At 40.3% G+C, this 12452-nt stretch carries 11 protein-coding genes and 3 tRNA genes; 6 read left to right on the top strand and 8 right to left on the bottom strand.

The genetic code is table 11. The features are described 5' to 3' along the window. Nucleotides 1-22: 22 nt before the first annotated feature. Both hrpB and ACGHEH_RS11985 read left to right on the top strand, forming a co-directional pair. A complete protein-coding gene (gene hrpB, locus ACGHEH_RS11980; RefSeq protein WP_390446022.1) occupies nucleotides 23-2443 on the top strand; it encodes an ATP-dependent helicase HrpB in 2421 nt (806 codons plus the stop codon). 236 nt (nucleotides 2444-2679) lie between these two features. Continuing rightward, the gene (locus ACGHEH_RS11985; protein ID WP_390445625.1) at nucleotides 2680-4290 is read left to right on the top strand and encodes a hypothetical protein; all 1611 of its coding nucleotides are present in this window, start codon (nucleotides 2680-2682) and stop codon (nucleotides 4288-4290) included. Nucleotides 4291-4317: 27 nt separating this feature from the next. Here the strand turns inward: ACGHEH_RS11985 and ACGHEH_RS11990 are convergent, their stop codons facing one another. Next, entirely contained in the window at nucleotides 4318-5298 is a 981-nt protein-coding gene (locus ACGHEH_RS11990; protein WP_390445627.1) for an ion channel, read from the bottom strand. Between the two features lie 84 nt (nucleotides 5299-5382). On the opposite strand from ACGHEH_RS11990, the gene ACGHEH_RS11995 reads away from it, so the two are divergent. Next, nucleotides 5383-6054, top strand: a complete 672-nt coding sequence (locus ACGHEH_RS11995; protein WP_390445630.1) for a M48 family metallopeptidase — start codon at nucleotides 5383-5385, stop codon at nucleotides 6052-6054. Nucleotides 6055-6080: 26 nt separating this feature from the next. On the opposite strand, the gene ACGHEH_RS12000 is transcribed toward ACGHEH_RS11995, so the two are convergent. From ACGHEH_RS12000 to ACGHEH_RS12010, 3 genes are all read right to left on the bottom strand, one after another. After that, nucleotides 6081-6165 (bottom strand) — tRNA-Tyr (locus ACGHEH_RS12000). Nucleotides 6166-6192: 27 nt separating this feature from the next. Continuing rightward, a tRNA-Tyr gene (locus tag ACGHEH_RS12005) sits at nucleotides 6193-6277 on the bottom strand. Between the two features lie 19 nt (nucleotides 6278-6296). Next, nucleotides 6297-6381 (bottom strand) — tRNA-Tyr (locus tag ACGHEH_RS12010). 112 nt (nucleotides 6382-6493) lie between these two features. Here ACGHEH_RS12010 and ACGHEH_RS12015 point away from each other — a divergent pair. After that, nucleotides 6494-7015: a VC2046/SO_2500 family protein gene (locus ACGHEH_RS12015; protein ID WP_390445633.1), complete on the top strand. Its 522-nt coding sequence runs from the start codon at nucleotides 6494-6496 to the stop codon at nucleotides 7013-7015. Between the two features lie 38 nt (nucleotides 7016-7053). Here ACGHEH_RS12015 and ACGHEH_RS12020 read toward each other — a convergent pair whose 3' ends face one another. The 3 genes from ACGHEH_RS12020 to ACGHEH_RS12030 form a co-directional block, all read right to left on the bottom strand. Continuing rightward, the gene (locus ACGHEH_RS12020) at nucleotides 7054-7512 is read right to left on the bottom strand and encodes a YchJ family protein (RefSeq protein ID WP_390445635.1); all 459 of its coding nucleotides are present in this window, start codon (nucleotides 7510-7512) and stop codon (nucleotides 7054-7056) included. A gap of 14 nt (nucleotides 7513-7526) precedes the next feature. Further along, nucleotides 7527-7958, bottom strand: a complete 432-nt coding sequence (locus tag ACGHEH_RS12025) for a SulA-like leucine-rich domain-containing protein (RefSeq protein ID WP_390445638.1) — start codon at nucleotides 7956-7958, stop codon at nucleotides 7527-7529. Between the two features lie 238 nt (nucleotides 7959-8196). Further along, a complete protein-coding gene (locus tag ACGHEH_RS12030) occupies nucleotides 8197-8646 on the bottom strand; it encodes a tetratricopeptide repeat protein (protein ID WP_390445639.1) in 450 nt (149 codons plus the stop codon). Between the two features lie 468 nt (nucleotides 8647-9114). On the opposite strand from ACGHEH_RS12030, the gene ACGHEH_RS12035 reads away from it, so the two are divergent. Beyond that, entirely contained in the window at nucleotides 9115-10404 is a 1290-nt protein-coding gene (locus tag ACGHEH_RS12035; RefSeq protein WP_390445641.1) for an NCS2 family permease, read from the top strand. A 29-nt stretch (nucleotides 10405-10433) separates the two neighbouring features. Here the strand turns inward: ACGHEH_RS12035 and ACGHEH_RS12040 are convergent, their stop codons facing one another. Then, a complete protein-coding gene (locus ACGHEH_RS12040) occupies nucleotides 10434-11195 on the bottom strand; it encodes a hypothetical protein (RefSeq protein WP_390445644.1) in 762 nt (253 codons plus the stop codon). Nucleotides 11196-11468: 273 nt separating this feature from the next. Here ACGHEH_RS12040 and cysB point away from each other — a divergent pair, with 273 nt between their 5' ends. Then, entirely contained in the window at nucleotides 11469-12446 is a 978-nt protein-coding gene (gene cysB / locus ACGHEH_RS12045; protein ID WP_058029479.1) for an HTH-type transcriptional regulator CysB, read from the top strand. Nucleotides 12447-12452 lie beyond the last annotated feature (6 nt).

Genomic DNA, 12452 nt, shown 5'->3' on the forward strand with positions numbered 1-12452 from the left:
GTTTATCTTATTGAGCGAAACTGTGCTGCCGATTGAATCTGTTTTTTCACAACTGACCGACTCCTTATCTTCTCACCCGAGTGTATTACTACAAGCCCCTCCAGGTGCAGGTAAATCAACTTGGTTGCCTTTACAACTCTTGTTATCAGGGCAATTTAAGAAAATAGTGATGTTAGAGCCACGCAGATTAGCGGCGCGCAATATTGCTAATTTCTTAGCTCAACAATTAGGTGAACAAGTTGGCGAACAAATAGGTTTAAGAATAAAGCAAGAGGCGAAAGTCAGTCACCGAACACGTTTGGAAATTGTCACTGAAGGTGTTTTGACACGGATGATCCAGCAAGACCCAGAATTAGATGGCATAGATCTACTTATCTTTGATGAGTTTCATGAGCGCTCATTACAAGCAGATACTGCGTTGGCTTTATCGTTAGAAAGCCAAAGCGCATTGAGAGATGACCTTAAAATTTTAGTCATGTCTGCGACATTAGACTCTGAGCGTTACCAGCAGTTTTTACAATGTCCTTTGATTCGCTCGGAGGGCCGAAGCTATCCTGTCGAAGAAATGTATGTGCCACTTCGCAACGAGCGAGAGTGGTTAGCAGCCATTCCAAATGTAATATATAAAGCGATTGAAGAGCAATCTGGTAGTATTTTGGTCTTTCTTCCAGGCCAAAAAGAGATTAATTTTGTGGCACAAAATTTAGGTGAATTGGGCGACAATATTGACGTTGTCAGCTTATTTGGCGAGCAAAATAAACAACAACAGCAAGCCGCTATTGCTACAGCACCGCAAGGAAGAAGAAAAGTGGTATTAACCACCAATGTTGCCGAAACGTCTTTGACCATCGAAGGCGTTCGTGTAGTGATAGACAGTGGTAAAAAGCGCGCTGCGGTTTATAACTTGAACACCGGTGTGAGTGAGCTTCAAACACAGTCAATCTCAAAAGCGTCGGCGGTGCAAAGAGCGGGGCGTGCAGGGCGTATTGAGCCGGGAGTTGTTTATAGACTTGGTGAAAAAACGCAGTTCGACCGACGCATAGCCCACGATTTACCCCATATAAAAACATCAGATATCAGTGCCTTAATGCTCGAAGCAAAAGTATGGGGAGCAGAAGTGTCAGCACTGCCATTACTCGATCAGCCTTCGATAGCTCAACAAGAGCAAGCGACTCAATTACTGCAGATGTTAGAAGTCTTGGATGCCAACGGAAAATTAACCCCATTAGGCGCTCAGATACATAGTTTTGGCACTGAACCAAGACATGCCCATATGTTATTAAAAGCCCAGCAACTTGAAGTTGATATCCCGGATATTACAGCTTTGGCTTGTGCATTGGTTAGTTTATGGGAGCAAGGAAAACAACATAACCCTGATGCAGTGATTGCACTATCTACTATGTTAACTAAGCCAACATCAAGCTTCAAGCAAGCGTATCAGCACTGGTGTAAAAGGCTTAAAATTACAAAACCTGCAGAGCTCCCTATATCTGCCGTGCCACTCCTTATTGCATTGGCTTACCCCGATCGTATCGCAAAACGTAGAGGGCAAGGCTTTTTAATGGCAAATGGTGCAGGTGTCAAAGTCAGTGAGCAAGTGTGGCCGGTTGCTGAGTACTTAGCCATTGTATCCTTGGGAGGGGAAAAGGGCATGCAGGTGTTTAGTGCGACTCCCTTACATATTGAAGAGCTAAATGCTTATCTTCCATACTTGATAAGCGAACAAACAGTTTGCGAATTTGATGAAAAACAGCAGAAGTTTATTCATGAAGACCGAGAATTACTTGGGCAGATAATCCTTTCGAGCAAACCAAGCAGAGCTGAAATTGACACACAAGCAAGAACGCAAGCATGGTTAAGTTTGATAGCTAAACAAGGTCTATCATTATTCAGATCTTACGGCGAGTGTGAGCAGTTACTTACTCGTTTTGAATTAGCCTGCAAGTTTTACCCTGACACATTTAATGATTTATCTGAGCATGCATTAACAGCAGATTTAACATGGTTGTATCCATATTTAGAGCAAATTAAACAGTTCGACGCGTTAACTAAACTCGCGCTGAAAGATGCGCTAATGAGTTGTTTAGAGTGGTCTCAACAGCAAGCGTTAGAACAACTCCTGCCAGTTAGAATACAAGTGCCTTCAGGGTCTAATATAAAGCTCACATTTCAACAAGAAGGACCTGCAAAACTTAGCGTTCGAATGCAAGAGGTGTTTGGTATGCTCGAAACGCCAAGGCTGTGTGAAGGGCGACTTCCTTTGTTGATGGAGTTATTGTCTCCGGCGCAACGTCCTTTGCAGCTCACGCAAGACTTAGCAAACTTCTGGGGGACAAGTTATAAAGACGTGCAAAAAGAAATGAAAGGGCGTTATCCAAAACATTTTTGGCCAGATGATCCAGCCAATAGTCCAGCAACAAATAGAGTAAAAAGTCGTATGTAGCGACTTTTTATCACTTAAAGTGCAGTAAGGGATCTCGCTTTAAATTGTAAGAAACAGTAAGTTATTGTCAGTGTTTTGCGCCTAATTTATTGACTTGATACTGTTAAGGCTAAGAGAAATAAATACAATCTAGATCATATTTACAATGAGTATGTCTACATTTTTTACAAAGGGGTTTTGCAATTTTCTGAGGCTTTGCTAATCGTTTTATTAAAGCCAATTACGGAGTTTGTAGCATGAAACCTTACCTGCCCGCTGTTTTAACTGCTTTAGTATGTCTATCCGGCTGCGGTTCAAGTAGCTCTGAAGATAGTCAGAATATGACGACACCTACCCCTGAGCCGACACAATCAACAGATGACGAAACTGAAGTGCCTATAGCAGCTTTACGTTTTCCAACTAGTTTAATGGTGTCATCACCTTTTGCTGACAGTGCTCAGCAAAAACAGGCAAGAACCAGCCCGAGTTACGCGCCAAGTACACCTCTCTTTGGCCCAACTGTCCCTAGTTATTTTTCCGCAACGGAGCAAATAGGGCAGGTGTTAGCCGGGGAGCTTGCTATTTCAGATGCGTTTGATGTTGCCTCTTTCTATCAAGTTAGCATTAACTCAGATTGTTTCGGTCCCCAGTTAATGTATGAGGGGCACCCTGAGGCGAGTAGCTCAGGTAGTAGCTCAGGTACATTACCCAGTGGTGATTTGGGTTTGTGGCTTGCTGAAGATAACAGCGGGAACGCTTGTGCCGTATCGCAAGTAAATGCACTGCTCTCTGGTATTGAATCACAAACAGAAATGGCGTTAATGGTTATTGCGAGTTTTATCAGCGTTGCAGACAGTGAAGGTGAATCTTTGCCTGAAGAGGGCGCAACACTTGATCTCACCACTTATATGAATGCCCAAGGTATAACCAGCGTTAGCTTTGACTCTGCAAGCATCTCCCTTGCGTCAGATACCTGGACATACAGTGCTGAAATGGACTATCAAGTGTCTGGCAATGACTATCGAATTACTATTTCAATGTCGCACACACCTAGTTCAGAAGAAACCGAATATACCGGGTTATTACAATACACGGTTGAAGGGAAGCAAGGGGTGTCGGGTATAGAGTGGCCTGGGTTTAATTGCAGCCAGAATGAACGTACGCTCGCAGCGTCTCTCGCGTATGAAAGAGAAGATGATGAGATGAATTTGCAATTAAGAAATGCCACCTTATGCGGTCATAGTGTCACTGGAGTATTTAACAGTAGTGGTTTAGTTGATGTTGATAATACGTATAGTGCGTCAAACAGCGATGGTTGGAGTGAAAATTTTGCAATTTTAGGTGCTGACTTCGATTTAACCTCTCTGGCTGGTAGTTACAGTTATGTTTGGCAAGCGGGTGTGAACGACTCTCACAGCCGGATTTTTAATATAGGATTTAATGATACAAGTTTAGACAATGGTGAAGCGCATTTTGGTTATGGTGAGCAAGTCACAGACACTGACGGTTGGATCCAAGGGTTTATTTGCAATTGGGCTGGACCAGGTGCAAGCCACGCGCTCGTTGCCAAAACACAAAGACAATTCTTCGAGTACGATGCAAGTTTAAGTGTGTATTTAGGCACCGATCATAGAGCCAATATTGAATATGCACCGACAACAAGTTGTGACTATGATGGCTCAGGTAGCTTCTTATTTGATATAGATTTAAGTGGTGTTTTAGGTGACATCACTGACGAAGATAGCAGTTCAGTATTTACGAATGATCTGTGGAGCGCTTCAGATACTAGCCTGACAGTACCGGAAGCATTGGCCGCAAGAGGGCTTACTGTTCCCAGTATTCCATTTAACTGGCCTAAAGATGAGTGATGCATATTGTATAAGAGAATGACGCGATTAACGCGTCATTCTTTTTACGAATACCACGACGAATAATGCCAAAGAGAAACTGCCTGTAAACGCTTCAACCGTGGCAATAAAACGAGAAAATCCAATAGGGGTTATGTCTCCGTAACCCAGAGTAGTAAATGTCACTACACTGAAATAAAAACTGTTAAGCAGTGCACTTATATTGTCAGAAAAGCTTTGTGAAAAGTTAATAGAAAGCACTTCATCCTGATAACTGATGCCAAACAGGAAGTACATTAGTGCGCAAAATACAATCATTGAAAGGCTAAAACGGATCACATTTGCGGGTTTTTCACCATAACCACAGAGCAGGTCAACAGCCGCACTCATAAAGCGCTTTTTTGAATGAGTTGGGTATTGATAATGACGCATACGCAGCTCTTTGTAGGTATAATTACCAGCCATTTCAAAAAGACCTTGTTGCTCAGCACCTTTTCTAAGTGTGCGGTATGTCTCTTCAGATTGTAAGAAGAAATCAGCGGCATCTTCTGTTCGTTTCTCTTTGGCTGCTAAGCTTGCCTCATTTTCTTGCTGTAATTTACCACTTAAATCTATATTATCGATCCGAGTATTGTTTAGCTTTACACCCAATAAGTTGGAATTTGAAAGCTTACAGCAATGTAAATTGGCATCATGCAGATCTGCTTTCATTAAAGAGGCATTTTCAATTTTGTTGTTAAATAAGTGCGCGCCTCTTAAATTTGCACGATAAAAATTGCTATATGATAAGTCGTAACCAGTATGGTCATTATGTTTGACAAGGTTTAGTCCCTCGAGATTTGCTCTTTTCAACTCCAAACCTTGCAGAAGCCCACCACGCTTGGCATAACGTTCTAGTTTTTGCGATAATTCAAGCCCACTTTTATCGAACTTTGCGTCATGCCAAAAGCAAAGACCAGAACCCATATCGATTTCTTGGCAGCGATGACCATCAGGAGATTGATATTGGCAAGTAGGTTTATCTTTCATAAATTAACCCCTTTATAGTCTTATTACACTAAAGGTAGCAGTAAATTTATGGCTTTGAATGTGAAGTAAAAAAAATTCTTAAAAATGTTTGATTATCAATTAAAGCTTAGTAAACGAAGAAAGACGGTTGCAATCAAAGTCACACCAGAGCAAGTAATAGTGACAGCCCCCGAAAACGTGTGTGAAGTTGCTTTAGAAAATTGGCTAAAGAGCAAAAAAGACTGGGTGCATGCTCAAAGACATAAACTAGAGCTTGCGCCTAATAAACAAAAGCCGTTGCACACAAGGTCACTATTGATTTTTGGTTTAGTTTATAAGATTGAATTTTCAGATATAAACAAGCCTGTATTAGATCATGAAAGCCGATTTGTATATTTACCCGAAGTGTTGCGCGAAGAGAGGCTTGAGTTCAGGCGAGCGATCATTGAATTACTGACAGATTTGCTCTCTAGTTATTTAGAGTTGTGCTTAGAGCAATTGTCTATGCAAATGAATTGTCATGTTTCAGCTGTGAAAATCAGGGAGTATAAAAGTCGCTGGGGAAGTTGTAGCAGTAAACAAGCGCTTACTTTTAATAGCCTTCTTGCTGGGGCGTCAAAGCGTATGATTGATTATGTTATTGTTCATGAGCTAGCACACTGTCATGTACTGGCACATAACAAATTATTTTGGCAAATTGTTGAAAAGCACTATGAAGACTATAAGTCAGCAAGATTATGGTTTAACAAGAATGGTAAAGCGTTAATGATAGAATGAAGTAAGATGATTTAATAAGAAAGAGATGGTGGAGGGGGCTGGATTCGAACCAGCGAAGGCAGAGCCGTCAGATTTACAGTCTGATCCCTTTGGCCGCTCGGGAACCCCTCCACAGGGGGTATCTAATTTTGTACAACTTGGTGGAGGGGGCTGGATTCGAACCAGCGAAGGCAGAGCCGTCAGATTTACAGTCTGATCCCTTTGGCCGCTCGGGAACCCCTCCAAGTTGTAGTGTGATGTTATGGTGGAGGGGGCTGGATTCGAACCAGCGAAGGCAGAGCCGTCAGATTTACAGTCTGATCCCTTTGGCCGCTCGGGAACCCCTCCTAAACAACGGCGCTGATAATAACAAAGTTTTTTATTAAGTAAAGAAAACAACTAAAGAAAATTAAAAAAATGCCGATAAAAATATAACTTTTTAAATAATCGGTGAAACTCTATGCAATTAGAGCGCATTTTAAACAAGGAGCATCAGCTTGGTGATACGCTAGCAAAAAGCGTGGCACAAGATCGTCGTGCTGACTTTGCGCTTTGTTTGGCAATGCTTTCACCAAACGCACTCGACTTCAGTGAATTTCATTTACCTGAATCAGAATTAATTGAGCCAGACAAGAGCGAAGATGCATTAAAAAAAGAACTTCAAATTGGTCCACAGCAACAAACGGCCCCCAACACTTATGATATGACCATAGGTGAAAATAATAGCCGTTTACTTCATGAGCAGGGACTTACAGAATTAAGGCTAAGAAATTGTCTTTCGCCAGAACCTTTACATATCAGAGACGATAAAAAGCACATTGAGTTGGTTATTATTGATAATTGTGAACCTACTGTGCAGGCTAAAATTTTTGCACAAAGAGCTGGCGCATTAGAGATAGATAAACCCAAAATAGATGCTGCAGGTTTTTATGATCAATTAGCTAGCGGTGAAATGCAGCAGGCGGTTCAGTTGTCCGCCTAATGCGAGATAATAGTGAGTGAACTTGAGTGCGGTTTAAATCAGCCAGCGTGACACTTCTTAAATTTTTTGCCACTGTCACAAGGGCAGGGATCATTTCTAGATACTTTTAACTCTGGCACATCATATAACTGGCCATCTAAGTAACGCCACGCCCCTTCTTCTTTAATAAATCTTGAAACCTCATGTATTTGGCAATGTTTTCCGTCTGCCAAATAATGGGCTTTAAACTCTACATAATCAAACTCAGGTTCAGTTTTTGTTGCGACGATCTCGAGCTTTATAAAGTTGGCAAATGAAGCGAATGCAGCGATGTCTTCAAGACTGTGATTACGTTGCTCAGATTTGGCATAAGTCTCAAGTATATACTGCGCATTATTAGTCGCATAAGCACTGTAACGAGAGCGCATAAGCTGCTCCGCTGTTTCAGGTAACTTATGCTTTGTAATGAATACATTGCAGCATGACTCATAAGGTTGAGTGTTAGAACAGTAACACATAAGAAAATCTTATATTAACTTGCTATGCGCTCTATTGTACACGCTTTGCTGCTGGTTTCAGTAAAACAGTATAGCGAGATATCTGTTTGGCTTAAGTGCATTTGCGAAAGCTGCTTCGGATCCGTAATACCAGTCCATGTAATAACCGCCGCAAAATTGCCATTATTCAAAGCTGAATTTAGTACATACTCTAAATCAACGATGTGTTTTTTTCTGATCACTAATAATTTACTTGAGTCTATTGAGCTGGCCTCAAGCATATCTTTATTTGGAATATGGTCAGGTGCAATTAGTAAAGTCCAACCTTGTTTGTGATTACATTGGTGAATGATCTTAAGTAGTTCAAGACTGGCACAAATTTCATCAGGGGTTTCAACAAAGTTAATGGCTTTGGGGGCATCTACTTTTTTTACTGAGCTTGGTAAAACTGCGGTTGTCTGTAACATAATCATCTCACTGGTTGTTTATACAGTATTTACATACAGTAGTTTATACAGTGTTTTAATGCAAGCAGAAATGTTACTTTTTAATCAACTTTAATGAGTCTAATATGATAAGTTTTTTAAATTCAATTACTTATAATTTTTGGTGTTTTGGGCTTTTTTAAGGCGCTATATATGCAGGTGTTTTATACAGTAGTTTTTACAGTGAATACTGTATAAAACTACTGTATAAAAAATAGACTTAATTAGACTGGAATTGCAATTGATGAATTTGCTCGTACAAGGTGGCAGCATAGCACTGCGCATCTTTGATTCTTTTCGTTGTTAAATGCGGTTTTATTTGTTCTATTACTGCATTGGCCGCATCGACACCTTGACTTTGAGCGAGTGACAACCAAGCCATGGCATGGAATGCACTCTGCGGCACCCCTTGGCCTTTTATAAACATCAAACCTAAATAAAACTGTGCTTTATTATCTCCCGACATAGCAGCCATACGCAGCCACTTTGTTGCCAGCGGATAGGATTTTTCTTGTAAGTAGTACAAGCCTTTTTGAAAAGCAGTGACTGAGTCATGCTCTTTAGGATAGCGTAGTTCACCATTAGGGGGTGTTGTAACGAATTCAAGCACATTAAATAGTTGTTGCTCTAAGTCGTAATGCGCCGCGCTATTATCTGGCGATTTATCCATACTCTACCTATTTTTAAAATGCTTAATATTATTGTAGTCAAAACTTTGTGACCATGTTGGCCATAAATTTAGTTATGCTAAATTCTTGCCATTTGATTAGCTAATTATATATTTTTACTGTCATTGTGCAGTTATTTTTTTAAAGCTTTCTGAGATCAAATGCCTTTATTATCTATAAAAGATGCAAAAGCCCCATTATTTTCTTCTCAGCCACAGTACCTCTCCTACGTTATCGATTGCTTCACACTGAACAACTATGACAAGCAGAACCAGTGGAGGTGCTTCAGTCTTGTACATATAGCAAGCAGACTTCATTAAAATTGAATAAGAAAGAGAAACAGGTCTAATAAATAATCCTAGCTAAAAGAAACTTTAATTGCATTTTTAATCACTGTAATTAACCGCTAGAATAGCGCCGCTTTAATAAGAATTATAAATTTCTTTTAACTTTTACCAATGGAAACATCTATGCTCGAAAAGCTATTTTCTATCAAGCATCAAGGCTCTAGTGTGAAAACTGAGTTAATTGCTGGATTCACGACCTTTCTCACTATGGTTTACATCGTTTTTGTGAACCCGGCAATGTTAGCGCAAACAGGTATGGATTTCGGTGCCGCATTTGTTGCCACATGTATTGCTGCGGCAATTGGTTGCTTCATTATGGGTTTTTGGGCGAATTATCCGCTTGCACTTGCTCCAGGTATGGGGTTGAACGCCTTTTTTACTTATGGCGTTGTTTTAGGTATGGGTTATAGCTGGCAGTCTGCATTAGGGGCAGTGTTTTTATCTGGGTGTATTTTTCTTGTTTTAAGCTTATTTAAAGTGCGAGAGTGGATTATCAACGCGATCCCCCTTGTATTGAAGCAAGCGATTGCAACGGGGATTGGCGCGTTTTTAGCTTTAATCGCGCTTAAAAATGCCGAAATAATTGTCGCAAGTCCTGCAACGCTTGTTCAACTGGGTGATATCACTAGTGCAGGTCCTTTACTAGCAATTTTAAGTTTTTTTGTTATCGCAGCCCTTATGTTCAGAGACGTCAAAAGTGGTGTTCTGATCAGTATTTTTATTGTAACGATTGCTGCATGGGCATTAGGTTTGATTGAGTATCAAGGAATAGTGTCTGCTCCGCCAAGTATTGCCCCAACTATTATGCAACTAGATATAGCTGGTGCGCTTGAACTTTCTATGTTGAGTGTTGTGTTTGCGTTCTTATTTGTTGACTTATTCGATACTTCTGGCACTTTGGTGGCAGTAACGCAAAAAGCAGGTTTAGCAGACAAGCAGGGAAGAATGCCACGCTTGGGGCGTGCACTTTCAGCCGATAGTACGGCCACAATCGCAGGCTCTATGCTAGGTACTTCAACAACAACATCTTATATTGAATCAGTATCAGGTGTCTCAGTGGGAGGCAGAACAGGCTTAACTGCTGTTGTTGTTGGCGTATGCTTCTTACTAATGACTTTCTTTGCACCTTTAGCGCAAATGATCCCAGCTTATGCCACTGCTGGAGCTATTTTGTATGTCGCAGTACTCATGTTGCAGAATTTAAAATTAGTGAATTGGGATGACATGACAGATGCAATCCCGGTAAGTGTCGTGTTGCTGATGACACCACTGACATTCTCAATTGCACATGGTATTGCTTTAGGCTTTATTGCTTACACTGCAGTGAAATTTGTATGTGGTAAGAAAGATGAAATCACGATTAGTGTTTGGGTATTAACCGTGCTTTTTTTAGTAAAGTTTGCTCTAAGCTAATTAGTGAAATTTGATGCCGAAGAAAAGTGTTACCACTTTTTCTTCGGTGCAAATAAAACATCTAAATCGTCTTGCTCTTGTTCTTTTTTCTGTTTAACAGATGATTCATTAGACGCTTTTAATTCATTACTGATTTCGTTTAAATAAGATTCTAGCAGTTGCTTTTTGTTAGTGACATATTCATCAGAGTAGGTAACTGCACAAATAGTAGCATATGCCTTTTCGAAGTATTGTCGAGCCGAACCGACCATATTCGCCGTTCTAGCAGCAACACCACGTTTGATTTGGCTTTCAACATTAATTTTTAATTGTAGCTTTTCAAGTCTTCTATCTTCGGCAACAAATTTTTGCGTTTCAACTTTACCTTTAGAATGCTCAGAACGAAGCACGCTTCTCAGCTTTTTAATACCTTGAACTAAAGCAATAAGTTGTTTGTCGCTGTCAGGCAAGCTTAAATTGTCAGAATTATTTGCGTTTTCAGGTGTTGAGTTCATCCGCTCTTTTGATTCGTGCAAGCGGTTTTTTAATTCTCTTGATGTAGGCGAGAGTTCGACCATAGCAGCCAGTGCGTCATGAACACGTCTTTGCAGAACTTGTATCATAAACTCAGACATTGGAATATTACTGCTATTTACAATCACATCTTCAGATTCTTCAATGATGCGTTTTTGTCTAGCAAGCTCTTTTCTTCTTTCTGCTTCTTGCTTCTCTTTATGCTGCTGAACTGCACTCACCCATACGCAAATGATGATTAAAGCAACAATTAACACTATAATTATTGGGACAAGCATAGCGACTTCTCAATCATAATTTCTCAAACCATTTTTATCTTACATGAAATTATCACTTACTGAATAGCGCAACTCGATATTCTGATAAAAAATACATTTAATTCATAGCTTTTTATTATAGTTTAAGATTTAAAATATGTTCAGTTTTAAACAAATGTGGCAATTGCTACCTGAAAGTCTTCAAATATGCTAGCCTTATAGAATTAGGGCAAAATGCTGTATGGCTCAATAACGAAGCCGTTGCTCGTGAAAAACTAAAACAATAAAAATATTATGAAATTACAACAACTAAAATATATTGTAGAAGTCCTCAATCACAACCTTAACGTGTCGGCAACAGCTGAAAGTCTATACACATCTCAACCTGGTATTTCTAAACAGGTGAGAATGCTCGAAGACGAACTTGGCGTGCAAATCTTTGGTCGAAGCGGTAAACACCTTACACATGTTACACCTGCTGGCAATGAAATCATCAATATTGCCCGTGAAATACTCTCTAAAGTCGAAGGAATAAAAGCTGTTGCGAATGAACACACCTTACCAGATCAGGGTAAGTTGAACATTGCGACAACTCACACTCAAGCTCGTTATGCGCTACCTGGGGTGATCCAAGGCTTTATGCAGAAATATCCTGCAGTGTCTTTGCATATGCATCAAGGTACGCCTCAGCAAATTTCTGACGCGGCAGCTCGTGGTGACGCTGACTTTGCTATCGCAACCGAAGCGCTGCACTTATATAGTGATTTGGTTATGTTGCCTTGTTATCACTGGAATAGAAGCATTGTGGTCACAAAAGACCACCCACTTGCAAAACTTGGTAAAAATATTTCAGTTCAAGATATCGCGAAGTATCCACTGATCACCTATGTATTCGGTTTTACTGGTCGATCAGAACTTGATAAAGCATTTAATGCCCACGGTCTTGAGCCACATATTGTATTTACTGCAACAGATGCTGATGTCATTAAAACTTATGTTCGTTTAGGCTTAGGTGTTGGGGTGTTAGCAACCATGGCCATCGATACGCAGACTGATGACGATTTAGTTTGTATCGATGCAAGTCACTTATTTGAGGCGAGCACAACTAAGATAGGCTTTAGAAAAGGTAGTTTCTTACGCGGTTATATGTATGACTTTATTGAACGCTTCGCACCACACTTGACCAAAGAGCTAGTCGAAAAAGCGAGCTTATTGCGTAATCAAGATGACGTAGACGAGCTGTTCAAAGATATTGAGTTACCAGTGAAGTAATTAACT

It is taken from the genome of Pseudoalteromonas sp. MTN2-4 (genome assembly GCF_042848605.1).
GTDB lineage: Bacteria > Pseudomonadota > Gammaproteobacteria > Enterobacterales > Alteromonadaceae > Pseudoalteromonas.

What these genes read in the sequence shown, in the direction of transcription:
- ACGHEH_RS11995 (WP_390445630.1), top strand. Translation starts at nt 5,383, where the DNA reads ATGTTTGATTATCAATTAAAGCTTAGTAAACGAAGAAAGACGGTTGCA.
- ACGHEH_RS12035 (WP_390445641.1), top strand. Translation starts at nt 9,115, where the DNA reads ATGCTCGAAAAGCTATTTTCTATCAAGCATCAAGGCTCTAGTGTGAAA.
- ACGHEH_RS11990 (WP_390445627.1), bottom strand. Translation starts at nt 5,298, where the DNA reads ATGAAAGATAAACCTACTTGCCAATATCAATCTCCTGATGGTCATCGC.
- ACGHEH_RS12020 (WP_390445635.1), bottom strand. Translation starts at nt 7,512, where the DNA reads ATGTGTTACTGTTCTAACACTCAACCTTATGAGTCATGCTGCAATGTA.
- ACGHEH_RS11985 (WP_390445625.1), top strand. Translation starts at nt 2,680, where the DNA reads ATGAAACCTTACCTGCCCGCTGTTTTAACTGCTTTAGTATGTCTATCC.
- ACGHEH_RS12025 (WP_390445638.1), bottom strand. Translation starts at nt 7,958, where the DNA reads ATGTTACAGACAACCGCAGTTTTACCAAGCTCAGTAAAAAAAGTAGAT.
- ACGHEH_RS12015 (WP_390445633.1), top strand. Translation starts at nt 6,494, where the DNA reads ATGCAATTAGAGCGCATTTTAAACAAGGAGCATCAGCTTGGTGATACG.
- cysB (WP_058029479.1), top strand. Translation starts at nt 11,469, where the DNA reads ATGAAATTACAACAACTAAAATATATTGTAGAAGTCCTCAATCACAAC.
- ACGHEH_RS12030 (WP_390445639.1), bottom strand. Translation starts at nt 8,646, where the DNA reads ATGGATAAATCGCCAGATAATAGCGCGGCGCATTACGACTTAGAGCAA.
- ACGHEH_RS12040 (WP_390445644.1), bottom strand. Translation starts at nt 11,195, where the DNA reads ATGCTTGTCCCAATAATTATAGTGTTAATTGTTGCTTTAATCATCATT.